The sequence below is a fragment of the Paraburkholderia sp. Tr-20389 genome, assembly GCF_017104565.1.
Taxonomy (GTDB): domain Bacteria; phylum Pseudomonadota; class Gammaproteobacteria; order Burkholderiales; family Burkholderiaceae; genus Paraburkholderia.
This window is the reverse complement of record NZ_JAAGPD010000060.1, coordinates 16,572-39,704: the sequence shown is the minus strand read 5'-3', so window position 1 is coordinate 39,704 and position 23,133 is coordinate 16,572. Positions and strand designations below refer to the sequence as shown.

At 63.4% G+C, this 23,133-nt stretch carries 27 protein-coding genes and 1 tRNA gene; 22 read left to right on the top strand and 6 right to left on the bottom strand.

Going from position 1 to position 23,133, the window contains the following annotated elements; genetic code table 11:
* Positions 1-38: 38 nt before the first annotated feature.
* Positions 39-1,358, bottom strand: a complete 1,320-nt coding sequence (locus G3N95_RS36360) for a YadA-like family protein (protein ID WP_346778439.1) — start codon at positions 1,356-1,358, stop codon at positions 39-41.
* Between the two features lie 630 nt (positions 1,359-1,988).
* On the opposite strand from G3N95_RS36360, the gene G3N95_RS36355 reads away from it, so the two are divergent.
* The 4 genes from G3N95_RS36355 to G3N95_RS36340 all read left to right on the top strand — a co-directional run bounded on the left by G3N95_RS36355 (position 1,989) and on the right by G3N95_RS36340 (position 5,999).
* Positions 1,989-3,002, top strand: coding sequence for a beta-propeller fold lactonase family protein (locus tag G3N95_RS36355; RefSeq protein ID WP_205974914.1), 1,014 nt, complete (start codon positions 1,989-1,991; stop codon positions 3,000-3,002).
* A gap of 74 nt (positions 3,003-3,076) precedes the next feature.
* Positions 3,077-4,060: a sterol desaturase family protein gene (locus G3N95_RS36350; RefSeq protein ID WP_205974913.1), complete on the top strand. Its 984-nt coding sequence runs from the start codon at positions 3,077-3,079 to the stop codon at positions 4,058-4,060.
* Positions 4,061-4,280: 220 nt separating this feature from the next.
* Positions 4,281-5,150 (top strand): EI24 domain-containing protein, encoded by an 870-nt coding sequence (locus tag G3N95_RS36345; protein ID WP_205974912.1) that lies wholly within the window; start codon positions 4,281-4,283, stop codon positions 5,148-5,150.
* Between the two features lie 12 nt (positions 5,151-5,162).
* Entirely contained in the window at positions 5,163-5,999 is an 837-nt protein-coding gene (locus G3N95_RS36340; protein WP_205974911.1) for a molybdopterin-binding protein, read from the top strand.
* 148 nt (positions 6,000-6,147) lie between these two features.
* On the opposite strand, the gene G3N95_RS36335 is transcribed toward G3N95_RS36340, so the two are convergent.
* Positions 6,148-6,612, bottom strand: coding sequence for a rhodanese-like domain-containing protein (locus tag G3N95_RS36335; protein ID WP_205974910.1), 465 nt, complete (start codon positions 6,610-6,612; stop codon positions 6,148-6,150).
* Between G3N95_RS36335 and G3N95_RS36330 the strand changes: the two genes are divergently transcribed.
* From G3N95_RS36330 to ntrC, 4 genes are all read left to right on the top strand, one after another.
* A complete protein-coding gene (locus tag G3N95_RS36330; protein WP_205974909.1) occupies positions 6,611-7,075 on the top strand; it encodes a hypothetical protein in 465 nt (154 codons plus the stop codon). The genes G3N95_RS36335 and G3N95_RS36330 overlap by 2 nt on opposite strands.
* Complete coding sequence (gene glnA / locus G3N95_RS36325; RefSeq protein WP_028365844.1) at positions 7,068-8,483, top strand: type I glutamate--ammonia ligase; 1,416 nt, start codon at positions 7,068-7,070, stop codon at positions 8,481-8,483. Before G3N95_RS36330 ends, glnA begins: the two co-directional genes overlap by 8 nt.
* A gap of 149 nt (positions 8,484-8,632) precedes the next feature.
* The gene (gene glnL, locus G3N95_RS36320; RefSeq protein WP_205974908.1) at positions 8,633-9,775 is read left to right on the top strand and encodes a nitrogen regulation protein NR(II); all 1,143 of its coding nucleotides are present in this window, start codon (positions 8,633-8,635) and stop codon (positions 9,773-9,775) included.
* A 46-nt stretch (positions 9,776-9,821) separates the two neighbouring features.
* The gene (gene ntrC, locus G3N95_RS36315) at positions 9,822-11,336 is read left to right on the top strand and encodes a nitrogen regulation protein NR(I) (protein ID WP_205974907.1); all 1,515 of its coding nucleotides are present in this window, start codon (positions 9,822-9,824) and stop codon (positions 11,334-11,336) included.
* 100 nt (positions 11,337-11,436) lie between these two features.
* Here the strand turns inward: ntrC and xth are convergent, their stop codons facing one another.
* Positions 11,437-12,213 (bottom strand): exodeoxyribonuclease III, encoded by a 777-nt coding sequence (gene xth / locus G3N95_RS36310; RefSeq protein ID WP_205974906.1) that lies wholly within the window; start codon positions 12,211-12,213, stop codon positions 11,437-11,439.
* A 345-nt stretch (positions 12,214-12,558) separates the two neighbouring features.
* Here xth and G3N95_RS36305 point away from each other — a divergent pair, with 345 nt between their 5' ends.
* From G3N95_RS36305 to G3N95_RS36255, 11 genes are all read left to right on the top strand, one after another.
* Complete coding sequence (locus tag G3N95_RS36305; protein WP_346778440.1) at positions 12,559-13,917, top strand: tyrosine-type recombinase/integrase; 1,359 nt, start codon at positions 12,559-12,561, stop codon at positions 13,915-13,917.
* The gene (locus tag G3N95_RS36300; RefSeq protein ID WP_205974904.1) at positions 13,914-14,360 is read left to right on the top strand and encodes a hypothetical protein; all 447 of its coding nucleotides are present in this window, start codon (positions 13,914-13,916) and stop codon (positions 14,358-14,360) included. Before G3N95_RS36305 ends, G3N95_RS36300 begins: the two co-directional genes overlap by 4 nt.
* 90 nt (positions 14,361-14,450) lie before the next feature.
* Positions 14,451-14,684, top strand: a complete 234-nt coding sequence (locus tag G3N95_RS36295; protein WP_205974903.1) for a helix-turn-helix domain-containing protein — start codon at positions 14,451-14,453, stop codon at positions 14,682-14,684.
* A gap of 91 nt (positions 14,685-14,775) precedes the next feature.
* Entirely contained in the window at positions 14,776-15,291 is a 516-nt protein-coding gene (locus G3N95_RS36290) for a hypothetical protein (RefSeq protein ID WP_205974902.1), read from the top strand.
* Positions 15,292-15,580: 289 nt separating this feature from the next.
* Complete coding sequence (locus G3N95_RS36285; RefSeq protein ID WP_205974901.1) at positions 15,581-15,967, top strand: hypothetical protein; 387 nt, start codon at positions 15,581-15,583, stop codon at positions 15,965-15,967.
* Positions 15,964-17,334, top strand: a complete 1,371-nt coding sequence (locus tag G3N95_RS36280) for a hypothetical protein (RefSeq protein WP_205974900.1) — start codon at positions 15,964-15,966, stop codon at positions 17,332-17,334. Before G3N95_RS36285 ends, G3N95_RS36280 begins: the two co-directional genes overlap by 4 nt.
* Entirely contained in the window at positions 17,331-17,639 is a 309-nt protein-coding gene (locus tag G3N95_RS36275) for a hypothetical protein (protein WP_205974899.1), read from the top strand. The genes G3N95_RS36280 and G3N95_RS36275 overlap by 4 nt, the downstream gene beginning before the upstream one ends.
* A gap of 54 nt (positions 17,640-17,693) precedes the next feature.
* Positions 17,694-18,686 (top strand): phage major capsid protein, encoded by a 993-nt coding sequence (locus tag G3N95_RS36270; RefSeq protein WP_205974898.1) that lies wholly within the window; start codon positions 17,694-17,696, stop codon positions 18,684-18,686.
* Positions 18,683-19,018 (top strand): hypothetical protein, encoded by a 336-nt coding sequence (locus G3N95_RS36265; protein WP_205974897.1) that lies wholly within the window; start codon positions 18,683-18,685, stop codon positions 19,016-19,018. Before G3N95_RS36270 ends, G3N95_RS36265 begins: the two co-directional genes overlap by 4 nt.
* A 12-nt stretch (positions 19,019-19,030) precedes the next feature.
* Complete coding sequence (locus G3N95_RS36260; RefSeq protein ID WP_205974896.1) at positions 19,031-19,336, top strand: hypothetical protein; 306 nt, start codon at positions 19,031-19,033, stop codon at positions 19,334-19,336.
* Between the two features lie 12 nt (positions 19,337-19,348).
* Positions 19,349-19,582, top strand: coding sequence for a hypothetical protein (locus G3N95_RS36255; protein WP_205974895.1), 234 nt, complete (start codon positions 19,349-19,351; stop codon positions 19,580-19,582).
* A 307-nt stretch (positions 19,583-19,889) separates the two neighbouring features.
* Here G3N95_RS36255 and G3N95_RS36250 read toward each other — a convergent pair whose 3' ends face one another.
* Entirely contained in the window at positions 19,890-20,282 is a 393-nt protein-coding gene (locus G3N95_RS36250) for a hypothetical protein (RefSeq protein WP_205974894.1), read from the bottom strand.
* Between the two features lie 65 nt (positions 20,283-20,347).
* On the opposite strand from G3N95_RS36250, the gene G3N95_RS36245 reads away from it, so the two are divergent.
* The 3 genes from G3N95_RS36245 to G3N95_RS36235 all read left to right on the top strand — a co-directional run bounded on the left by G3N95_RS36245 (position 20,348) and on the right by G3N95_RS36235 (position 22,046).
* The gene (locus G3N95_RS36245; RefSeq protein ID WP_205974893.1) at positions 20,348-20,767 is read left to right on the top strand and encodes a hypothetical protein; all 420 of its coding nucleotides are present in this window, start codon (positions 20,348-20,350) and stop codon (positions 20,765-20,767) included.
* A 208-nt stretch (positions 20,768-20,975) separates the two neighbouring features.
* Complete coding sequence (locus tag G3N95_RS36240; protein WP_205974892.1) at positions 20,976-21,464, top strand: hypothetical protein; 489 nt, start codon at positions 20,976-20,978, stop codon at positions 21,462-21,464.
* A gap of 6 nt (positions 21,465-21,470) precedes the next feature.
* The gene (locus G3N95_RS36235; protein ID WP_205974891.1) at positions 21,471-22,046 is read left to right on the top strand and encodes a hypothetical protein; all 576 of its coding nucleotides are present in this window, start codon (positions 21,471-21,473) and stop codon (positions 22,044-22,046) included.
* Between the two features lie 23 nt (positions 22,047-22,069).
* Here G3N95_RS36235 and G3N95_RS36230 read toward each other — a convergent pair whose 3' ends face one another.
* Together G3N95_RS36230 and G3N95_RS36225 are read right to left on the bottom strand one after the other, a co-directional pair.
* Entirely contained in the window at positions 22,070-22,627 is a 558-nt protein-coding gene (locus G3N95_RS36230) for a hypothetical protein (RefSeq protein ID WP_205974890.1), read from the bottom strand.
* A 271-nt stretch (positions 22,628-22,898) separates the two neighbouring features.
* Positions 22,899-22,975 (bottom strand) — tRNA-Met (locus G3N95_RS36225).
* Positions 22,976-23,133 lie beyond the last annotated feature (158 nt).

The following is a 23,133-nucleotide window of genomic DNA, read 5'->3' as shown; positions in this document are numbered from 1 at the left end:
AACGCCGCCCGCTGCCAACGGGCCTGCTCGCAGCGGCGTCACCAGTGCATGCCGGCTCCGATCGACGCGCCAAGCTCGCCGCGCGTGCTCGCCGTGCCTTGCAGCTTGAATGCCCATTTGCCCGAGTCGGATAGTTGCGACACGCCGAGTGCCATCGCCGACTGGCCGCCGTACGTGCCGGCCGCGAGCGCGACCATGCCGCGACCCGGTAGCACCGCTTGCGGCAAGCCGGCCATTGCGATCGCTGCCGCAGCCCCGCCATAACTGTCCTTGCGTGCTGAGCGGACCTGGTCGTCGGTATAGGTTTTCGCCTCGCCGACCGCGTTGCCCACGGTCTGGTTCAACTGGTTCACGTTGACGGCATCCGTGCCCTGAATGCCCGCCGCAACGTTCGCGATCTGCCGCTCCTGTCCCGCCGCACCGACCGAGACCGTGTTCGCGCGATCCGCGATTGCACCCTGGCCGAGCGCCACCGCGTTGTCCGCGCTCGCGTTCGCACCCGCGCCCAGCGCGACGGCGTTCGTGCCGCTCGCCTGTGCATTCGCGCCCGCCGCGATCGAGTGCGGGCCGGTTGCCAGTGCTGGCTCGCTGGCAGGCGCACCTTCGGCGCTGAACATCGGATTCGCCGTATTGACGGTGATGTTGCTCACCGCGTTGCCGATGATCGCTCCAACCTGACCGAGATTCACGGCATCCTGGTTGTCGACGGCATTCGCGACGTTGTGAATCTGCGTGCCGCCGCCGGCGGGGTCGCCCTGCAACGTAATGCTGTCACGGTTGAGCGAGCCGTCGGAGTTGCGGTCGTACATCACCGCGCCGTCGAGCCGCTTCTGCAGCGCCGTCACGTCGCCGTCGAGCTTGCCCGCGACCGCCTTCAGTTGCGCCACGTTGACGGCGTCCTGATCGGCCCTCCCGGGGGCCATGCTGCTGATCGTGCGGTTGCCGACGTTGACTTCGCCCGACGACGTTTGCGGCGCGCCGAGTCCGAACGCCGTATAGCCGATTTGCGCGCCGAACAGCGTCACGGCGCCGGAACCGAGCGCGACGCTGTTGCTGAACGTCGCCATCGAGTTCGCGCCGATCGCCAGCGACTGGAACGCGTTGGCCTGTGCGGTGTCGCCGATCGCTGTCGACGCGCCCGCCATCGCCCGCGCGTGCGCGCCGAGCGCGGTCGCGTTGTTGCCGGTCGCCGTCGCCGTGTCGCCGAGGGCGACTGCGTTGACGCCGCCCGAAAACGCGGTTTCTCCGACTGCCACGCCTGTCCTGTCGACCGACACTGCGCCGCTGCCTGCCATGACGGAGGCGTTCGCGCCCGTCATCATCGCCGTCATCAGCACGCCTGCTAGCGTCAGGTACACAGCGGGATGCCGTGGGGGTGTCGGGCAGTGCCGCGCATTTCTGCTCGACACAGCACGCCGACGCGCGATTCGATTCGTGATTATTCCATTCATGTTTTTCATGCCTCAAAAACTCCGGATGAAACAAGGCAGCAAATATCCGGAAGCACCAGACGCAATAAACACCCACGCATGGCAAAACCCGCTCGTGTTGTGATGAAAAGGATGTTCGACGGCGCGGACCTGTCCGGCCCGCGCTGGCTGGCGTGTCTCCGGCTTGCTGGAAAGCTTCGAAGCGGGAATTGCACGCGCTATTTTTGTGGCGAGCGCCTGGGCGTCGATATGAGGTAATTCTTAATTAATAACGATCGGAAAATTCGCTCTGATATTGCCGAATTCGCGTTTTGAATAATCGCGATATATTCCTGATTTATTATTCGGGCGTTGAACGGCGCTCCAGACTCGATTCCGTTTTTCGGAAAAATTCGGTCGGGAAAGCGAGGGCGCCTGGAAGGTGAGGCGACCGCTCGAAATCGAGCCGGGGCGTGCCTGCGGCGGCGCGCCGCAAGCGCACGCTTTTCCTCGACCGAGGTCAACCGTTGAATCGCGCAAACGTTCTACAATGGCGGTTACCCCCTGATGTGAGTTTTCATGCGCAAATTTTCCCTTTCCGGCTTGACCGGCACGTTTGCAGCAGGCGCGGCGCTCGTCGCGGCAGCAAGCTTTTTCTCTCCCGCCGTCCACGCCAACAACGTGATCGTGCTCAATTCCGGTGAAGCGACGCTGAGCCTGATCGACGAGGCGACGCACCAGGTGATCGACACCGTGCCGACGGGCAAGGAACCGCATCACCTGATGCCCACGCCGGACAATTCCTCGCTGATCGTCGCGAACTCGGTGTCGAACAACCTGATGTTCGTCGATCCGAAGACGGGCAAGCCCCAGCGCTGGGTCGAAAATATCGAAGACCCGTATCAGATCGGTTTTTCGCCGGACCACAAGTGGCTTGTGACGACGGGGCTGCGCCTCGACCGCCTCGACATCTATCACTACGACGGCCATAACATGACGCTCGCGGGCCGTCTGCCGCTCGCCGTGATGCCGAGCCACATCGCGTTCACGAACGACAGCAAGACCGTGTTCATCACGCTGCAGGTGTCGGGTGAACTGGCCGCGATCGATCTCGCCACGCAGACGGTCAAGTGGAAGATGAAAGTCGGCAAGGTGCCGGCCGGCCTGTGGATGACGCCGGGCGACAAATACCTGCTCATCGGCATGACGGGTGCGGATTACGTCGCCGTGGTCGACTGGCGCACCCAGAAGGTCGTGAAGACGATCACGACGGGCAAGGGCGCGCACAACTTCCGCTCGCTCGCGGACGGCAAGCATGTCGCCGTGTCGAACCGGGTGGCGAGCACGATCAGCATCATCGACGAAGACACGCTCACCAACGTCGGCGACATCACGGGCCTGATGCCGGGACCCGACGACATGGAACTTTCCGCCGACAAACGCTATCTGTGGGTAACGTTCCGATTCGCGAAGCATGTGGGCGTCATCGACCTGACCACGCGCAAGCTGATCCAGACGATCGCTGTCGGCCGTTCGCCGCACGGCATCTATTTCTTCAACCGCGCTCCCGTCACCGCGCCGAACGGGGCGTAATGCGTAATACTCAGACGGCGCGCCTTGCCGGCGCGCCGCGCAGTGACGCAGAACATCGACGCATATAGAGCCACATGTTCCACCTGATCGCCTCCACTCTCGACAGCTTCATTTCGTCGATCCAGACGCTGCTGTATGTCGATGTCGTACAGCCGCTACTGTTCCACTTCGACCTGATGGACTACGACGAGGACACGTACGACAGTCTCTACTGGGTGATCGTCGGCGTGCTGGAGGTGCTCGCGATGTACGCGCTGCTGCGTCCGCTCGAGGCGCTGCGGCCCGTCGAACAGTGGAAAGATCGCAAGGCCGTGCGAGTCGACGTGCTGTACACGTGGATCGCGAAACTCGGCATTCTCAACCTGTTTTTCTTCTTCGCGCTGCAACCGTTTTTCGACTCGGTGCAGGCCTGGTTCCGCTTGCACGGCATCGCGAACATCGAACTCGACAACCTCTGGCCGGGCGTGACGACGCAGCCGTTCGTCACCTTCATCATGTACCTGCTCGTGCTCGATTTCGCTGGCTACTGGTATCACCGGGGCGAGCACAAGATCGGCGTCTGGTGGGAATTGCACGCGGTGCATCACAGCCAGCGGCAGATGTCGCTGTGGGCCGACGACCGCAACCATCTGCTCGACGATCTGCTGCAGGCGTGCTTCTTCGCGGTGATCGCGCTGTTCATCGGCGTGCCGCCGTCGCAGTTCGTCGTGCTCGTCGCGATTACGAACCTCGCGCAAAGCGTGCAGCACGCGAACATCCGGCTGTATTTCGGCTGGCTCGGCGAGCGCCTGCTCGTGAGCCCGACGTTCCATCGACGCCATCATGCGATCGGCTATGGTCATGAAGGGCTCAAGTACGGCTGCAATTTCGGCGTGCTGTTTCCGTGGTGGGACATGCTGTTCGGCAGCGCGTCGTGGAGCCGCGAAATGGAACCGACGGGCATTCGCGATCAGTTGAGCGGCCGCCACTACGGCGAAGGCTTCTGGGCGCAGCATTGGCTCGCGTTCGTGCGCATCGCGCAGCGCATCGCCGGCAAGAAGCAGCGGGGCGCGGCGTAAGCGCGCCTTTCGCCGCCTGGTCGATTGCGGATACGCCATTCGCGCGCCGATGCGCGTATTCCTGAGGCCCGTGCGGTGACTCACCCCGCAAGGCCGTGTAGCGCCGCTCGCGCATCCCTCTTCAAGCATCTCTCGCGCTTTCGACGCCGACACCCGACGTGGTTTATCCTGTCCACGTTTCCTACCTTTTCCTGCTTCCTCATCTCGTCATCGACTACGCATGAATGACCTCTTGCGCTCGTTTGGGCGCGCGCTTTCTTCCGTGCTTCATCCGCGCATGCTGTGGCTGACGTTCATGCCGTTCGCGGCAGCCGCGATCGTCTGGGGCGTGACGCTGTGGTTTTCCTGGCAGACCCTGATCGGCGCAACGCGGGGCTGGCTCGAAAGCTGGCCGCTGACGACGACGCTCTACGGGCTGTTCGACTGGCTCGGTTTTTCCTCGCTGCACGCGGCCGTCGCGCCGTTCATCGTGATTGCGATGGCGATTCCGCTGATCGTCGTCACCGTGCTGCTGCTGATCGCGACGCTGTCGATGCCCGCCGTGATCAAGCATCTGTCGAAACGGCAGTTCGCCAGTCTGGAGATGCGGCGCGGCGGCACATGGTACGGCAGTGTCGTGCATTCCATCTGGACGACGCTCGTGTGTCTGCTGGTGCTGGTGATCACACTGCCGCTCTGGCTGATTCCGCCGTTCTTCGCGCTGATTCCGCCGCTGCTGTGGGGCTGGCTGACCTACCGCGTGATGACGTACGACGCGCTGTCGCTGCACGCGAGCCACGAGGAGCGGCGCGCGCTGGTGCGCCAGCATCGGCTGCCGCTCTTGCTGATCGGCGTGGCGAGCGGCCTGCTCGGCTCACTGCCGACGCTGATCTGGGCGTCGTCCGTCTGGCTGATCGTGCTGTTCCCTGTGATGACCGCAGTGACCATCTGGATCTATGCTTTCATCCTCGTGTTCACGGCGCTGTGGTTCGGTTACTACTGCCTGCGCGCCTTGCAGCGGATGCGCGCCGACGAGCATGGCGGCAACGGCCATCATCACGGTCCGCACGGACCTCACGGCGCGCGAGGCACGGCGCCTGTTTCCTACTGACAAGAGGCTGCAATGGCATTTGGCGTCATCATCATCGGCGATGAAATCCTGTCCGGCAGGCGTGTCGACAAGCATCTGCCGAAGGTCATCCAGCTTCTGAGCGCACGCGGCCTGTCGCTCTCCTGGGCCGAGTACGTCGGCGACGACCCGGAGCGCATCACGGCGACCTTGCGCCGCACCTTCGCGACGGGCGACATCGTGTTTTCGACGGGTGGCATCGGTGCAACGCCTGACGATCACACGCGCCAATGCGCGGCTGCCGCGCTCGCCGTGCCGCTCGAACTGCATCCCGAGGCGAAGGTGCTGATCCAGGAGCGCATTCGCGACATGCATCCCGCCAATGCGCCGGCGCCCGTCGATTTCAATTCGCCGGAGAATTTGCATCGGCTGAACATGGGCACGTATCCGCGTGGCGCGTCGATCATTCCGAACGGATACAACAAGATTCCTGGGTTCTCAGTCGGCGACCACCATTTCGTCCCGGGCTTTCCGGTGATGGCCTGGCCGATGATCGAGTGGGTGCTGGATACGAAATACGAGCACCTGCATCATTCGACGCCGCATGCAGAAAAGTCTCTGCTCGTGTTCGAGTTGCCCGAGTCGACGCTGACGCCGCTGATGGAAAAGATCGAGCATGACTTTCCGGGTGTGCGCGTGTTCAGTCTGCCGAGCGTCGGCGATGCAGAGCGGGGCGGCATCTATGCGCGCCGCCACATCGATCTTGGTGTGAAGGGCGAACCCGAGGCCGTCGCGGCGGCGTTCGTGAAGCTGCGCGAAGGCGTGCACATGCTCGGCGGCGATATCGTCGAGCCCGAAGTGGCCGCGGCGCAGGCGCAGAAGCGCGGCTGAGCGACGGCGTATCGCGCGGGACGCGCAACGCGTCACATCGTGCGGGGACGATTCAATAACGACGCGGCACGCGGAAGGCTCCGTGCGCCGCCCGTCCAGATTCCAGATGTTATTCCGAGGTGGTCGCGCTCGAGACGCTTCAAACGCGTCAAGCGCCGATCCACGGCAACCCGCGGAAACACCAGCCCGATACCATCTTCCGATGCCCCTGGCCGTCCTTGTCGCCTTCGAAGCCTTCGAGCAGATCCAGCGCCTTCGTGAACCCTGCCTGCGTCGCGGCGATGGCGGCCAGCTTCGAGCGCGCCGCGCTGCGGCACAGCAGCAGTACGGGCGTGTCGGGTGTTGCGACCTGGCGCAGCTGGTCGATGAACTCGGCGTTCGGCACGCCGCCCGGATAGCGCGTCCATTCGACGTGCGCATACTGTCCGTCGCCGACGACGGGGCGGCCGACCCAATCCAGTTCGGCGCGCGTGCGCACATCGACGAGACGGGCGCGCGGGTCGAGTTGCAGAAGCTCGAATGCCTCGGCAGGCGTGACCGCACCCGCGTAGGGGAGCTGATTGTCGACACGGCGCTTGTCGGCCTGGCTGTACAACTGTTCGAGCGTACTCATGACAGCAAATCTCCTTGGGCCAAAAAAACATTCTAGCAAGCCGACGAGTCGGCGCGTGCCGGGCGCTCTCGCGGCCAGCGTGCATTTCGACGACAACGGACTATGCTCTAAATCGGTGCAAAAATATCGAAATGCACCAGTATGGAGTATTAAGCAGTCGCCGGTTTGGGGGATGCGCGATTGTGGTGCAAGCGGACAGCGCCGAATCCCGCGATTCCCGCAAACGGTGAGCGCCGATTCCCTGCAAAGGCGCGTGGAGAAAGGCTTTGCCGTAAAGTGGCGCACACGGGACCCGAACATGGCACAGAAGCTGCTTTATTGGTCCCGATCGAACTGGCGCGATGCCGGCAGCACTTTTCCTTGCAAGGCAGTACGGAAGGGTGGACGCATCGAGGCTGGTCAGCTAGATTGGGCGGCGGTTCAACCCGCCGAATTCGTTAATCAGGAGATAGGTTATGAGTAAATCCGTGGCCGACGTCATGCAACTCGTCAAGGACGAGGACGTCAAGTTTGTCGACTTCCGTTTCACCGACACGCGCGGCAAAGAGCAACACGTTTCGGTGCCGGTGTCGGCATTCGACGAAGACAAGTTTGAAAGCGGCCATGCGTTTGACGGTTCTTCGATTGCAGGCTGGAAGGGCATCGAGGCATCGGACATGCTGCTCGTGCCGGACTCGAACACGGCCTTCATCGACCCGTTCTACGAAGAATCGACCCTCGTGCTGACCTGCGACGTCGTCGAACCGGCTGACGGCAAGGGCTACGAGCGCGACCCGCGCTCGCTCGCAAAGCGCGCTGAAGCGTACCTGAAGAGCACGGGCCTGGGCGACACGGCCTTCTTCGGTCCGGAGCCGGAATTCTTCATTTTCGACTCGGTCCAGTGGAACACGGACCAGTCGGGCTGCTTCGTCAAGATCGGTTCGGAAGAAGCACCGTGGTCGTCGGGCAAGGAGTTCGAAGGCGGCAACACGGGTCACCGTCCGGGCACGAAGGGCGGCTACTTCCCGGTCGCGCCCGTCGACACGTTCCAGGACATCCGCTCGGAAATGTGTCTGCTGCTCGAACAGATCGGCATCCCGGTTGAAGTTCACCACCACGAAGTGGCAGGCCAAGGCCAGAACGAAATCGGCACGAAGTTCTCGACGCTGGTGCAGCGCGCAGACTGGACGCAGCAACTGAAGTACATCGTCCACAACGTCGCGCACACGTATGGCAAGACGGCGACGTTCATGCCGAAGCCCATCGTCGGCGACAACGGTTCGGGCATGCACGTTCACCAGTCGATCTGGAAGGACGGCCAGAACATGTTCGCGGGCAACGGCTACGCCGGCCTGTCGGAATTCGCGCTGTTCTACATCGGCGGCATCATCAAGCACGCTCGCGCGCTGAACGCGATCACGAACCCGGGTACGAACTCGTACAAGCGTCTCGTGCCGCACTTCGAAGCTCCCGTGAAGCTGGCTTACTCGGCACGTAACCGTTCGGCATCGATCCGTATTCCGCACGTTCCGAATCCGAAGGGCCGCCGTATCGAAACGCGCTTCCCGGATCCGCTCGCGAACCCGTACCTGTGCTTCTCGGCACTGATGATGGCAGGTCTCGACGGCGTGCAGAACAAGATCCATCCAGGCGAAGCTGCCGACAAGAACCTGTACGACCTGCCGCCGGAAGAGGATGCAAAGATCCCGACCGTGTGTGCCGGCCTCGATCAGGCGCTCGAAGCACTCGACGCAGATCGCGAGTTCCTGACGCGCGGCGGTGTGTTCACCGACGGCATGATCGACGCGTACCTCGAACTGAAGGAAAGCGAGCTGCAACGCGTGCGTATGACCACGCACCCGGTCGAATTCGAACTGTACTACTCGCTGTAAGAGGCGCTGCGCTTCGTCCGCGATGAGCGGCGAAGCGTACGCCCCGACGCTGCGATCGGTCATGAAGGGACGGCGGCGCCGTCCCTTTTTCGTTGGATCGAAAGCCGTGACGTTTTTGTTGCAAACCGCTATCGAGACCCGACTGCAAGATGGTATTGAAGAACCTCATCAAGGCCAGAAAAGGGCATGCCGACGCACTGTCGGATGACGCGCAACTCGTCGACTCCGGTTTGCTGCCGGGCTTCGAGGCGCTGCCCACCGTTGTGCTCGTGCTCGACAAACGGACGCTGCGGGTCGCGTTCGCGAATCCGTCGGCCGAGTCGATGCTCGAAATGTCGCGCCGCCAACTCACGCAGATGGCATGGCCCGACATCTTCGCGAACGGCGAGGAACTGACGGCGACTATCGCTGCGATCGCTGCTCACCGTTTTCATGCGACGCATCTCGATGCCGTGCTCGAGCGGCCCGGCCACGAGCCGCTGCACGTGCATGCCGTCGTCGGCTTTCTGGAAAGCGCGCAGGACTACGTGCTGCTCGAACTGTTCGAGAACGAGCGGCACCTGCGATCGGATCGCGAAGAGCGCATTCACGATCTGACCGCCGTCAACAAGCAGTTGATCCGCAATCTTGCTCATGAGATCAAGAATCCGCTCGGCGGCATCCGTGGCGCGGCGCAGTTGCTCGAGTTCGAACTCGGCGAGCGCGAACGCGACGAATTGCGCGAGTACACGCAGGTCGTCATCAAGGAATCGGACCGGCTGCAGACGCTCGTCGACCGGCTGCTGGAACCGCATCGCCATCCGCATATCGTCGGCGACGTGAACATTCACGAAGTGTGCGAGCGCGTGCGCGCCGTGATCCTCGCGGAGTTTCCGCGCGGCCTCACGATCGAGCGCGACTACGACGTGAGCGTGCCCGACCTGCGCGGCGACAAGGAGCAGTTGATCCAGGCGCTGCTGAACATCGTGCGCAATGCGGCCGAGGCATTGCGCGAACGCATCTCGCAGGGCGATGCGCGCATCGAGTTGCGCACGCGCGTCGCGCGCAAGGTGACGATCGCGAAACGTCTTTGCAAGCTGGCACTGGACTTGCATATCGTCGATAACGGACCCGGCATTCCGGAGGACATACGCGACCGCATCTTCTATCCGCTCGTATCGGGCCGTGAAGACGGCAGCGGTCTTGGCCTGACGCTCGCGCAGACCTTCGTTCAACAACACGAAGGGATGATCGAAGTGGAGAGCCGTCCGGGTCATACCGAGTTTCAGATCCTGCTGCCGCTCGACGCCTGACAAACGACCGCACACACACGCAATACAAGACTTCTGACGGACCTATATGAAGCCGATCTGGATAGTAGACGACGATCAATCGATCCGTTGGGTGCTCGAAAAAGCACTCGCCCGCGAGAACTTCGCGACGCGCAGTTTCGCGAACGTGCGCGAAGCCGCGGGCGCGCTGGAACACGACAGCCCACAGGTGCTCGTATCCGACATCAGGATGCCGGGCGGTTCCGGGCTCGAACTGCTGCAGACTGTGCGCGACCGCGTGCCGGGGCTGCCCGTCATCATCATGACGGCGTTCTCGGATCTCGATAGCGCCGTGGCCGCGTTTCAGGGCGGCGCATTCGAATACCTCGCCAAGCCGTTCGACGTCGACAAGGCTGTCGAGCTGATTCGCCGTGCCGTGGACGAAAGCATGCGCGGCGAGCAGACGTGGGACGACCGCGTCGCGGAAGCGCCCGAGATGCTCGGCCAGGCGCCCGCGATGCAGGACATGTTTCGCGCGATCGGCCGTCTGTCGCATTCGGCTGCGACCGTGCTCATTACAGGCGAATCAGGCACCGGTAAGGAACTTGTCGCGCGCGCCTTGCACCGACATAGCCCACGCGCGAACGGTCCGTTCATCGCGCTGAACACGGCGGCGATTCCGAAAGATCTGCTGGAATCCGAACTGTTCGGTCATGAGCGCGGCGCGTTCACGGGCGCCCAGGCAATGCGCCAGGGCCGCTTCGAACAGGCGGAGAACGGCACGCTGTTTCTCGATGAAATCGGCGACATGCCGTTCGATTTGCAGACGCGTCTATTGCGCGTGCTGTCGGATGGTCAGTTCTATCGCGTCGGCGGTCACAACCCGTTGCGCGCGAATGTGCGGGTGATCGCCGCGACACATCAGAATCTCGAATCGCGCGTGCGTCAGGGGCTGTTCCGCGAGGACTTGTATCACCGGCTGAATGTCATCCGTCTGCGCCTGCCGGCGTTACGTGAGCGTAGCGAGGATATTCCGCTGCTCACGCGCCATTTCCTGCAGAAGAGCGCGCGCGATCTCGGTGTCGAGCCGAAGCGCGTGTCGGACGAGGCGCTCGCCTATATGACGTCGTTGCCGTTTCCGGGCAACGTGCGGCAGCTCGAAAATCTCGCGAACTGGCTGACCGTGATGGCGCCCGCGCAGACGATCGAGATCAAGGACTTGCCGCCCGATCTCGTGTCGACGCAGCAGAGCGGGGCGGAATATGCGACGTCTGCCGTCACGGTGTCGAGCGATGCGGTATCGGGTAACGGCAGCGCGGCGAACGGTGTTGCGCCCGTTGCAGGTATGCCCGTGGCGGCTGGCGGCGCGGCGATTCCGTCGCCCGTCGCCGCATGGGAGAACGGCTTGCGCACGGAAGTCGCGAAGCTCTTGCGTGAGAACGCCGCCGACGTGATGGACGAACTGTCGCGCCGCTTCGAAGCGGCGGTGATACGTGAAGCGCTCGATTTCACGCGCGGTCGCAAGGTCGAAGCGGCGGAGCGACTCGGCATCGGGCGCAATACGATTACGCGCAAGATTCAGGAGTTGAATCTGGAGCCGTAAGTGTTGACGCCAGCAGGCGTCGAGCGCTCACATGTGGCAAAACGAAAGCGGCTCGATGGCGTGATGCGCCATCGAGCCGCTTTGTCTTTGGCACCCTCGCTTATTCGGTGAGCGCGACGACGGGTGCGTGGTCCGAAGGCTGGTCCCACTTGCGCGGCGTCTTGTCGACGTCGCAGTGCGTACAGCTCGCGGCGAGCGGCTTCGACAGCAGGATATGGTCGATGCGCAGGCCCGCGTTGCGGCGGAACGCGAGCATCCGGTAATCCCACCACGTGAAGGTCTTCTCGGGCTGATCGAAGAGCCGGAACGAATCGACGAGTCCGAGTTCGATCAGCCGGTTGAACTGCGCGCGCTCTTCCGGCGACACGAGGTTCTGTCCTTCCCACGCCTTCGGATCATGCACGTCGCGGTCTTCGGGCGCGATGTTGTAATCGCCGAGCAGCGCGAGCTTCGGATGCTGCGCGAGTTCGTTCGAGATCCAGTCATGCATGGCGTCGAGCCAGCGCAGCTTATAGGCGAACTTGTCAGTGCCCGGTGCCTGGCCGTTCGGGAAGTACGCGGAGATCACGCGCACGCCTTCGATGGTGGCCGCGATCACGCGCTGCTGCGGATCTTCGAAGCCGGGGATGTTGCGTACGATACTGCCTTCATCGACGCTCATGCCGTCGCGCACGAGAATGCCGACGCCGTTGTACGTCTTCTGACCGGCGAACCAGCTGCGATAACCCTTTTCTTCGAGTTCGGCGCGCGGAAATTTTTCGTCGGGCAGTTTCAGTTCCTGCAGGCACAGCACGTCGGTCTGGCTGAGTTCGAGCCAGTCGATCACATGCTGCTGGCGAACCTTCAGGGAGTTCACGTTCCACGTGGCTAATTTCATCGCTCGTTCTCGTTGCTCGTTTTCGTTGCGTCGGGTGCTGGATGGAATCTTACCGCGATCGGGCAGGGCGGCTCAGTACGGCAACATGCATAGGCCAAAAAAGCAAAAGCCCGCAACGCTTGAGGCGATGCGGGCTTCGGATGCTTGAAGCTGCCGGCTTGATGCCGATGCTGCTTGAGGCCGTGTGGAGCAGACACGATGCCTGTGAAACCTGGTTGCGGGGGTAGGATTTGAACCTACGACCTTCGGGTTATGAGCCCGAATCTACCCGTTTGCGGGTATTGCCGGATGGCGCTGGACGTTTTTAAATCAAAGACTTAGAGCTATGGTGGTGGTTTCTCGTTGGTGGTTGTTTTCTGCCGCCAGCGCCCAAGAACCGCCCAAACCGGAGTCTCTATGTCCAAAAACAAGGTCAACATCACCCGAGAGTTCCTGCGCGGCCTCGAAGCCACCGGCAAGTTTCAGGAGTACGCCGACGCCGACCTGACCGGCTTCAAGGTGCGCGTGCTGCCAAGCGGCAGCATCACCTTCACGGTGCGCTACTACAAACCGGACGGCAGCGAAGGCCGCAGGGCCATCGGCAAGTATCCCGCCATGAGCGCAAGCGACGCCCGCGAGGCAGCGCGCCGCGAACTGGAGCAGACGCCGACCAAGCAGGACACGCCTGCCGTGGTCGAAGAAAAGAAGCGCCGCCGTGCCGAGAGCGTGCGCCGCGCGCATGGCGTGCCGAGCCTGCGCACCTTCCTCGACGGCGACTACACCGCCTACCTCGAAGCCAACGGCATCGCCACCGCGAACGCGAGCCTGATCCGCTCGTCGTTTCCCGACCTGCTTGACCGGGGCCTCGACGAGTTCAACGGGTGGATGCTCGAACAATGGAAATCGAAGGCGGTGAAGACCGGCATCACGCAGAAGACCATCGCGAACAAGCTGCACGCGCTGCAGGGTCTGCTGCGGGTCGCGGTGAAAGCGGGTCACATCACGGACAACCCGGCGAAGGACGTGGAGCGCAACGGTCGGGCCGAAGTGGTGGTGCGCTACCTCGGGAAAAACGATCCGCTTGAGCGTGAGCGTCTGTACGCGGCAATGGAGGCACGCGAGGAAGCGAACCGCGACGCGCGCCACCGAACCATTGCCCATCGCCGGATGCGCAAGCAGGCCGCACCGCCCTCGCTGCGCAACGTGCGCTATACGGACTACCTGCAACCGCTCGTGATCACTGCGTTGCATACCGGCATGAGAAAGGGCGAACTGCTCGCGCTCGAATGGGAGGACGTCGACTTCGAGTTGCGCACCATCCATGTGCGCCGCGCCGTGGCGAAAAGCGACAGGCGGCGCGACATTCCGATCAGCGATGAACTGCTCGCCTGTCTCACCGCGTGGAAGCCGCTCGCCCATCGTGTGTACGTGTTCGGCAACCCTGAAACCGATGCGCCGCTGACGGATTTCGGCAACGCGTGGGACTCACTGCTCGACGCTGCCGGGATCAAGGGTTTCCGCTTTCACGACACGCGCCACGATTTCGCCACGCAGCTTGTGGCGAAAGGAACCGACCTGTACAAGGTCAAGACGCTGCTCGGGCATAGCAGCTTCGCGATGGTTGAGCGATACGCGCACATTGACCCCGATCATCTTCACGCCGCGATCGCCACCGCGTTCAACGCGCCCGCGAAGAAGCGCGCCCCGCGCAAGGCCGCAGCATGAGCGCAAAACGCTCGACGCTCAGGGCGCAATATCGCCGCGTCCTGAGTGAGGTCGGGGACGATGCAGAAGCGCTCTCGCCGCGTTATCCGCCGCGCGCCGTGACCTTCGATGAGGCATTCGCGCTAGTCAGCGACCTGCTCGATGGCGACCCCGACGAGGCACGCGAGGGGCTGGCCGCGTTACTGGCCCGCGCCCTGTCGGGCGAAGCTGCCCACCTCGAAGCGGTCCGCCGTCATGTAAGCAGCCTGCCCAAAACTGCACGCATCACACAGGCCACGCGCGACGCAATCATTCGCGCCGACCATGACCTGAAACGCGCGGGCGTCACGTCCAAGGGCGAACGCAACGAGCGGCTGGCGAAGCGATTCAGGATTCGCGCCGACACCGTTCGCAAGATCACACCGCAGGAACCGCGAGGACGCCCGAGAAAAGTCTCGGTGTAAACCCCGACAAATTATTTAATGGCACACGCTTGGTGTGCCATTTTTTCATCTGCCATCCTGTCGTTACCCACCCAACCGCGAGAGGCAAACATGGGCAACGAGGAAAGCCAGCAGGCCGCGCCCTTCGGTGCGATGACCGTCAAGGAGTTCTGCGAGGCGATGCAGATCGACCGCTCCACCTTGTGGAAGCTGCGCCAGCGCGGCGAGGCTCCCGAGATCCTGTTCGTGGGCCGCAAGGTGCTGATCACATACCGCGCCGCCGAGCAGTGGGCGCGCGCGATGGAAGCGAAGTCGCAGGCGACCGGCGAACGCGAGATCGCGTAAGAGGAGACCGACAATGGACAGGGTGAATTCCGCGCCGATGAGCGCGAAGGAACGTGACGCACTGCGCGAAGTGCTGCGGCTGAATGGCCGCGTGGCGAAAGCCGCGATTGACGAGTATGCCGCTATCCTGCGCGCCCGCATGGAAGAAAGCCTCTCGCAGATATTTCACGAGGACGATGAGCGGTGGGCCGAACTGGTAGAGCACGCGAAGCAGGTTGGCCACGAAGCGGATGAACGGCTCAAGGCCATTGCGAAAGCGTCCGGTGTGCCGATGGAAAACGCACCGGGCTTCCACTGCACGTTTGTCAATCGTGGCCGGTATGGCCTCAAGGAGCGCCGCGACGAGGTGCGCCGCGCAGGCAACGCCGAAATTGACGGGCGCGTGAAAAAGGCAAAGACGCAACTGGAACGCGCACTGGCCGCGCGGCATACGGAATTGCTCGCTGGCTCGCTAACGAGCGACGAGGCAAGGGCCGCGCTGGTGAAAATTCCGACGCCCGAGCAACTGTTGCCGCCGATGGACAGGCGCGACATTGCCGGTTTGCTTTCCGGCAATCCTGCCGCGCTGATGCTTTCCGCCGAAAGCGTCAACGAGTGCGATGCCTGATGAGGGACAGCATCGGCACAGCTCACCAGCTTCATGGAAGGCCCGCGTCAGTCGGACCTCGTGAAAACAGCGGCAAAGTGCCTGTAGCAAAAAGAGTCGAGGGCATCCCGGCAAAGAGGACACCACTGCGCGCGATGTTGCGCGTACAACGAACCGGAGCCTGAAACATGAACTGCAGAAAAAAGAAAGCCCGCGCCGTCGAGTGCGCGGGCGAGGAGGCGTGTGCATCTGCAATGCACGCCGATCGTAGTCCGTATCAATTGCCCGCGCAAGCGATGCGGAGGGCGTCATGATCCCCAACCGCGACGACCTTGTCGAAGCCCTCACGTACCTGTGCGAAGTGGGTGTCGACCTCACGGTGATGCCCGCTGGCCCGTTCGACTGGCACCTTACCCTGACGCCGCAGGAGGCAATCGACTACATGACTGATCCCGATGGTGTGGTCGCGCGCCATCTCGGCATAAGCATTGGGGAATTGAACACATGGCGCGAAACGAATGGCACGTACCTGTGCCACGCGATCACGCATCAGGGCAAGCGCTGCCGCCGCGTGATCCCGGGCACGTACTTCCTCATCTATGACCCGGCGCACAACCCCGCGAAATGGGCTGCATTCGAACGGCTCGGCCATTGCTGCACGCAGCACGGCGGACGCCGCAATGGAGGTGCGTCATGAGCGCCGGTCGACGGGTGAGCGCGGAGAACCCGAGTGCGCGCCGTAAGGCTGAACTCGAACTCCATCGTTACCCGTTCCCCGACGGCAGGCAGAGCGTGGCGCGGGAGCTTGTGGCGTTCATCAAGAACGACGCATGCGTCGTGTGGCCGTCCGCGCTGAAACTTGCGTTCCGTGCTGGCGTAAGCGAGGTCACCGCGCAGCGTGCGCTCGCTGACTTCGATCGCACCGGCCTCACCGTGCGCCTGCCCGACTTCGAGTTTCCCGCAGATGATCCCGACGACGACGAAGCAAAAAAGCATAGGCGTCGCGTCGCGCGCCGCGTGGACATGCACCGTCTGCACGAACTCTATCCCGAGAACGTCGGCTGGAATGAGTTTCGGGACACCAATCGTGCAAAGCAGCAAAAATGCGACCGCAAGAGGTCAATTACCGCACCATGCGGTAATTCACCGGACGCCTCAATTACCGCGCCATGCGGTAATTCCCACGCGTCGGGCACGCGTGAGGCACGCGTTCATTTACCTCATGACGCGGATTCATTTACCGCAAATGGCGCTGTCAATTACCGCATTGAGGAGCGTCATTTACCTCATGAGACCCCGTCATTTACCTCACCATGCGGTACGAGCGTTTTAGAGCGTTTACAGAGCGGTTTACCAGAGCGGCCTTTGAGCGGCCCTCAGTCGCCGGGCACGCTTGTCGACTTCGCTGCGCGAAGCTCGACCGATGTGCCCCCCGCGAACGGGGCAAGTCGTGCTGCACAAAATCCGGTGGTGCAGGCGATGGTCGAGGCGTTCTTCGAGCACTGCGAGTCGAAAGACCGCAGCGCAGTCGAGGACGCCTGCCTTCGCCTCGCGAGCAACGGCGCGAGCGTGGACGACATGCGCGAGGCGATCGGCGCGGCGCAGCGCAAGCAGAAGGACGGTCGCAGGCCGAGGCTCGCGGCAGTACGCAACACGCTCGACGGCGTGCTCAGGACGCGCGAGTCGGTCGTCAGCGCTCCCGCGCACGCGTTCAGCGAGGAGACGGTTCGCGCCGCGCGCCGACTCGAAGCGATCTATGCGGACGAGTTTGACAAGCCCGGATGGAACGCGAACCGCGATCGATGGGACATGGGCGAGTGGCTACTGCGGGCCATCGCATGGCACAACGTCGACGAGGCGATGTTCGAGGCCGCGTGCCGGGATGCGAAGAAGAAAGCCAACGGCAAGACGCCCACATGGAGGGCCGTGCGGGATGCGCTTGATGCCCGGATCAGGGCACGCGCAGGCGGCGTGCAGCAGGCCGCAGGAGGCCAGTCTTTTTTTGACCGGCCCGCCTCTGCGGCGGGCACCTGCGTTCTGCCGGGAAACGAGACGCGGCATTGACCATGACCGACCTCGACGAACTCGAACGGCGCATCCGCGCGACCGTGCGCGCCATCCGCCGCTATTGCGCGCGCAATGACTTTGCGATTGCCGCCGATGGTGCGATCTGCGAGGAAGCGGCGGCAAAGGTGCTCGGCTACACAACCGGCGCTGGACTCGGGAGCGCCATCAGGAACGGCACGATCGACCTGCCGTACCGCCTGCTCGGAAACGCGCGCAAGTATCGCGTGGTCGATCTCGCGACCCATATCGAGCGCAGCTACAGAGGCGGCGAAAATCGCGAAAATTCATGCATCGCTTTCTGACCGGACACCGGCCATCATGCAAGGCAGTGCGAACGACTTCACAGGGAGCGGACCATGATCGTCGGCAACACCTACGTCAAGTTCATCAGATGCCTCGCCAAGGCTGGCGGCGACCCGCTTGCCGCTGCGGAGATCCACCGCAAGGACTATGGCGACGGTCCTGCGCTCGGTTTGATCCAGAAGGCCATCATCACCAGCGGAAACCTCGGCGGCGACGCCGCGTACCGTGCGGCGGTCAGCGACTTCGTTCTCGGCGTGCAGACCTATGACGTGATGGCGCGCATCAACGCCCTCTCGCCGCTGCACACGATCCCGGTGCGCACGCGCGTGCTGGTCGAGGACGAGGAGCCGGTCGCGCAGTGGATCGGTGAAGGCGAGGTCAAGGCCGCGAGTGGTGCATCGTTCGAGCAGCTGACCATCGAGCCGCAGAAGGCGGCGGGCCTGATCGTGGTGACGAAGGAAGTCATTCACCTGACAACCGACGCCGCCGAAAAGTCGCTCACGCGCTCGCTGCAGCGCGCGGTCGCGAAGATCACCTCGGGGGCAGCGTTCGCCTCGCCGTCCGTGGCCGGTGCGCCCGCGTCGCTGCTCGACGGTGCCACCGAGGTCGCGGTAACGGGCGACGTGCAGGCCGACATGACCGCGCTAGTCGCGGCCTTCACTGGCGATATCGAGCGCGCCGTGCTCGTCATGTCGTCGAACACGGCCATGTCGCTCGCGCTCCAGGTCGCGATGGTCGGCGGCGCGGGCACGCTCGGCGTGAAGGGTGGCGTGTTCTGCGGCCTGCCGACCGTGGCCTCGGCGGACGTGCCGGACGGCATCGTGGCGCTCGTCGATGCCGGTCAGATCACCTACGGCGACGATGGCGCGCGGCTCGACACGGCAACGCAGGCGACGGTGACGATCGATGGCGTGATGCACAACCTGTGGCAGGAGAACCTCGTCGGCTTTCTGGCCGAGCGCTCCGTCGCGTGGCAGGCCGCATCCGGTGCCGTCGCATACCTGTCGGGCGTTGCATGGACACCCGCTGCCGGGAGCGCGCAATGAGCCGGACCGTCGATACGCAGGCCGAACTGATCCAGCGGTTTGCCGATGAACTCGCGCACAACGTCGTCGGCAGCCTCCAGCGCCTGAACCTCGACCTCGACTCGCAGCGCGGCTACGGCTCGACGCGCGAGGAACGCGCGGGCCTGTTCAGGCTCACGCAGCAGCGCGTCAACGAGACGATCGCCGCGCAGCGGCAGACCCTCGCGCCCCTGCAGTCGGTCGAACTGGCCGTGCATCCGCACAGCGATGCGAAGGGCCTGCTATCGATCCGGCTCACCAGCGGCGAGCGGCATCGATACGTGCTGCGCGCCGTCGCCACGATGATCGACTGAGGGAGACCGGACATGGCCGACCAGACATTCATCCTGCGTATGAACGGTCGCGTAACTGCGGAAGAGTGCGGCAACCTCATCAAGGCTGACCCCGCCGCATCCGAAGCCGTGCAGAGCCTCACCGAGGACGAACTTGAACAGCACGCCTATAACCGCATCGCGAAGCGGTTCGACACGGCGCACGCCACCGATGCGCGCATTGTGTCCTTCGGCGCGCTGGTCTCCGATGCCGAGCCGGGAACGGTGCGGCTCGTCACGGTCACCTCGAAGGGCTTCTGGATCGTTCACCCGCCGCGCAAGATCGGCGGCAACGCCTGACACGGAGGCATCATGCACGACGTTCAACCGATCCTCATCGACTGTGGCCTGCAACGCGTCCTGCGCACGCGCGCCGACTACGCGTTGATCTTTGGCGACGAGCACGCCGATGCGCTGGAGAAGCTGCTCAACGAGGCACGCAGGCACGGACAGGACGTCTACGTCGCCGTGCTCGATGACGGACGAAAGGAAACGCTCGTCGCGCGTGTTGCGGGCAGCGCAGGTGACTGGCGGTGCATCCGCTGACCGGAGAAGGAAGTGCAAATTTGCACTTCCATCGCCGTCCAGCCGTTGATGGCTCGGGCCAAGGCAGGCGGGGGACGTCTGTGACTTTCCAGCAACATTTTGCGTCACCCCGTGGCCTCATTTATTTTCAAAACGCCAGAACTACGACCGGGGGTCGTCCCCCGCCAGCCCCCTCCCGCAGGGGTCCGCGAAGCCGGGTCGTACACGCGGCGTCCGGTGCGCACGGCGGACCGAAATATCCGTGCGCAACACTCCCGATGTGACATTGGCCGTGCGTGGCGGGCGTGCCCGCACGGCTTTCCTTCCCCTATGCGCTGACGTGAACCTGCTCCCGCCCGATCAGTCCGAGCGCCATCAGTTTCGGTGCCAGCAGCCGCTTCGCACGTGCGTAGTCGGCCTCCTGCGTCGCGGGCGACCTCGGATTGCGCCACACGCTCGCGCCCGCCTCGAAGTTGCGCATCGCCATGTTGATCGCTATGCGCAGCCGCACGTCGAGCGCCGCGACGAGCGGATCGAGCAGGCGCGCGGTCTGTTCGACGAGATGCCGGTCAATGACGTCATCGGTATCTTCCGGCGTCGCCCACTGGCTGCTGCTGTGGTATTGACCGGCGAAAGAGGCGTCGCGCGGATAGCTTGCGCACGGTTGCCATCCCGAGTTCCATTCGTGCCAAGCGAGCAGCGCGCGATCGATCGTGTCCATGACGGCCTCGGGAGAGTGTGTCGGCAAACGTCTGCGATTATCACGCTTACGCGGAGGGCAACGTCATGTGGAAGCACCAGCGCACCCGCGAACGGGACGCCGCCACGCTGCCGCGCTTCAACGGCGGCATCACGCAGGCGATGCTCTCGGGCGTGCCGCTCGCCCCGCGTGTCGCCCACGGCGCACGCGGAATCTATCGCGTCGACCCGCGCTACGCGAGGCGCGCCAAGCCGATCCCGGTCAGGCTGAACAGCGAGCGTGATGTGCTGCCGCCCGTCGATCCGCTGCCCGCGTCGCACGCTCGCGCCGCGAGGGTGTTCGCGCGCATCGTGCGCGAGGTCACGGACGGCACCGCACGCTGGACGAGTCGCAGGGAAGCGGAGGCGCGATACCGGCGTGCGTGCGCAAGGATCGACGCCGACCTCGCCGCGCTGGCGCTCGGCGGCGCGAAACCTTCATCGCGCTCGCTGCCTGTTCAAGCGTGATCGGTTCATCGGAGGTAGAAGTGCAAATTTGCACTTCTACTTTGTTCTCGCGTGCGCTCGGTGTTCTCGGCCTTCGTGACGGCGATCAGCGACTGCAGGCACTGCGCGTAATAGTCGCGCACGCGGCGGACGGACCTGACGCGTTTGCCGAGACGTGAACCGCCGCGCCTGTAGAATTCCCGCGCTGGCTCACTACCGGGAGAAACGCATGGAGCAGGCTTACGCGGCGATTGGACGCGCGGTCATCGCGATGCAGATGTTCGAGGCGGCGTTCGTGTCGATCCACGAAGGCTTCAAGATGATCACCGACCCTGCGTACCTTCAGGCGACGGGCGGAATGATCGAGGAAGGCAAGTACAAGACCGCAACGTCAAACGTCGTGAAGGTTCTCTCGCAACGCGGACAGATCGCGGCGGATCTCGAGGACCGGCTCAACACCCTGATCGACCGCCGCCACGAACTCATGCACCGCTGGTTTCTTCGCAACGGCTGGCCCGCGAACGACGACAACGACCCCGCGAGCTATGCCGAGGTCATCCGCCTCGCGCAGTGGGTCCGTACCGAGGCAGATGCGATCACGTACATGATGGCGGGCTACATGCTGAAGTACGCTCACCCCGAGCAGCACGAGAAAGACCCCGAGGCGGTCAAGAGAGCTGTCACCGAGCTGTTCCATCGTGTTCACGTGCAGGAGTAGACGGCCATGATCGTGACAAAAATCGACGCCGCGCGGCGGCAACTGATCACCGCGATCCGGCTGTTCTTCGACGGCGGCGACCCGGTCTCGGTCTACTCGCTCGCATCGAACGCATGGGAAGTGATCGACGTGCTCGCCACCAGCGCGGGCATCGACAGCTTCTCCAAGCAGGCGCGCGAGAATCTGCCAGCCGGACATAAGCTCAAGCACTACGTCAACCAGCCGTGCCGGAACTTCTTCAAGCACGCCGACCAAGACCCGAACCCTGATAGCTCGGTCGAACTGCGCGAGGCCAACGTTTCCGCCATCCTGTTTCTGGCGGTGGAGGACTACATACGGCTCCGGCAGGGCGGGCCTGTCGAGGCGCAGGTCTTTCAGGCGTGGTTCATTGCCGTGTTCCCAGACAAGGTCAGCGAAGACGATCCGGTCGCGCAATCGAAACTCGACATCGCCAAGCTCGCTTTTCCCGGCATCGCGACGCTGAGCGGGTCCGGCCAGATTGCGATGGGGCGGCAGGTACTAGAGGCCGCGCGCCAAGACGCCGATCTGTCGGCTGACCCGAAGACCGAGCCAAGCCTCTGACGTCACGCAAACAGGCGCGGCGGCTACTTCCCCGGCTCGAACTGGCTGGTGGCCTGCGCGGCGGCGCTGGCCACGTCGAACAACTGCTGGCGATAGTCCGCCGCGAAGGCTTGCATGTCGGCGGGATAGCCCGTGTCGGGATGCTTCGCTGACCACTCGGGATAGAGGAAGGTGGCGTAGTAGTAGAACGCGGCGGCGAGCGCAGGTCCGAAGTCCGGGTAGTGCGTCGTCTTGCCATTGAAGTCGATGTGCGCCGCCAGCGTATCGCGGTACTCCTTCATCTTCGTGTGGTAGGCGTCCCACTCGTCGGCGGTCATGCCGACTGCCTTGTGCAGGCCATCCCTGAACGCGTCGTGCCGGTCCTTCGGCACGAGGTTCGTCCAGTGCGTGTCATCGGCTCGGCTGCCGAAAATCTTGCACCACTCGATCAGGCCATAGTCGACCGACGCGCCTTGCGTGACTCGCCAGAAGTCCACACGCGTATCGGGCAGCACCTCGCAGATCACCCGCTGGAGCAGAACAAGGCGCACGGATGACCAAACGGTCTGGATGTGTAGTTCGAGGGGTTCAGGCAGCGGCATGGTTGCCTCCGTGGGAAAACGGGCAGCGGGCCGCGAATTCGGCCCGTGGTGCCGTTCGCGCTGACCGGCAAGTATATGCCGACGTCCGAGGCGGGCCGGGGCCTTCAGTGGCCCGGAAAGCACAAAGCCCGCTCGATGGCGGGCCTTGGTTAGCTTTGCTTGGGCGCTGCTTTTGGCCGTTTTGCGCGGCCAGCGCCCACATAGCGCCCAAATTCGAAGAAAAATCTTGTTCCTGAAAATGGGCTAAATCGCGGTAAGCCTTACTGGGCTTTGGTTGCGGGGGTAGGATTTGAACCTACGACCTTCGGGTTATGAGCCCGACGAGCTGCCAGACTGCTCCACCCCGCGTCAGAGGAACCGAATTGTACGGGCACATTCGGCAGGCGTCAAACACTTGAGCGAACTTTTTTCATATTCGTTTGCCAGGTAGCGCGAGGACATCAACGAGGACATGCGTTTCGTCCTATGCCATCGCGTCGATCCACAAGCATTTCTTCCGCCGATAG

Bases quoted from the DNA above. Each gene is read 5' to 3' on its own strand.
- G3N95_RS36355 (WP_205974914.1), top strand. From the start codon at position 1,989: ATGCGCAAATTTTCCCTTTCCGGCTTGACCGGCACGTTTGCAGCAGGC.
- G3N95_RS36350 (WP_205974913.1), top strand. From the start codon at position 3,077: ATGTTCCACCTGATCGCCTCCACTCTCGACAGCTTCATTTCGTCGATC.
- G3N95_RS36345 (WP_205974912.1), top strand. From the start codon at position 4,281: ATGAATGACCTCTTGCGCTCGTTTGGGCGCGCGCTTTCTTCCGTGCTT.
- G3N95_RS36340 (WP_205974911.1), top strand. From the start codon at position 5,163: ATGGCATTTGGCGTCATCATCATCGGCGATGAAATCCTGTCCGGCAGG.
- G3N95_RS36330 (WP_205974909.1), top strand. From the start codon at position 6,611: ATGACAGCAAATCTCCTTGGGCCAAAAAAACATTCTAGCAAGCCGACG.
- G3N95_RS36335 (WP_205974910.1), bottom strand. From the start codon at position 6,612: ATGAGTACGCTCGAACAGTTGTACAGCCAGGCCGACAAGCGCCGTGTC.
- glnA (WP_028365844.1), top strand. From the start codon at position 7,068: ATGAGTAAATCCGTGGCCGACGTCATGCAACTCGTCAAGGACGAGGAC.
- glnL (WP_205974908.1), top strand. From the start codon at position 8,633: ATGGTATTGAAGAACCTCATCAAGGCCAGAAAAGGGCATGCCGACGCA.
- ntrC (WP_205974907.1), top strand. From the start codon at position 9,822: ATGAAGCCGATCTGGATAGTAGACGACGATCAATCGATCCGTTGGGTG.
- xth (WP_205974906.1), bottom strand. From the start codon at position 12,213: ATGAAATTAGCCACGTGGAACGTGAACTCCCTGAAGGTTCGCCAGCAG.
- G3N95_RS36300 (WP_205974904.1), top strand. From the start codon at position 13,914: ATGAGCGCAAAACGCTCGACGCTCAGGGCGCAATATCGCCGCGTCCTG.
- G3N95_RS36295 (WP_205974903.1), top strand. From the start codon at position 14,451: ATGGGCAACGAGGAAAGCCAGCAGGCCGCGCCCTTCGGTGCGATGACC.
- G3N95_RS36285 (WP_205974901.1), top strand. From the start codon at position 15,581: ATGATCCCCAACCGCGACGACCTTGTCGAAGCCCTCACGTACCTGTGC.
- G3N95_RS36280 (WP_205974900.1), top strand. From the start codon at position 15,964: ATGAGCGCCGGTCGACGGGTGAGCGCGGAGAACCCGAGTGCGCGCCGT.
- G3N95_RS36270 (WP_205974898.1), top strand. From the start codon at position 17,694: ATGATCGTCGGCAACACCTACGTCAAGTTCATCAGATGCCTCGCCAAG.
- G3N95_RS36265 (WP_205974897.1), top strand. From the start codon at position 18,683: ATGAGCCGGACCGTCGATACGCAGGCCGAACTGATCCAGCGGTTTGCC.
- G3N95_RS36260 (WP_205974896.1), top strand. From the start codon at position 19,031: ATGGCCGACCAGACATTCATCCTGCGTATGAACGGTCGCGTAACTGCG.
- G3N95_RS36255 (WP_205974895.1), top strand. From the start codon at position 19,349: ATGCACGACGTTCAACCGATCCTCATCGACTGTGGCCTGCAACGCGTC.
- G3N95_RS36250 (WP_205974894.1), bottom strand. From the start codon at position 20,282: ATGGACACGATCGATCGCGCGCTGCTCGCTTGGCACGAATGGAACTCG.
- G3N95_RS36245 (WP_205974893.1), top strand. From the start codon at position 20,348: ATGTGGAAGCACCAGCGCACCCGCGAACGGGACGCCGCCACGCTGCCG.
- G3N95_RS36240 (WP_205974892.1), top strand. From the start codon at position 20,976: ATGGAGCAGGCTTACGCGGCGATTGGACGCGCGGTCATCGCGATGCAG.
- G3N95_RS36235 (WP_205974891.1), top strand. From the start codon at position 21,471: ATGATCGTGACAAAAATCGACGCCGCGCGGCGGCAACTGATCACCGCG.
- G3N95_RS36230 (WP_205974890.1), bottom strand. From the start codon at position 22,627: ATGCCGCTGCCTGAACCCCTCGAACTACACATCCAGACCGTTTGGTCA.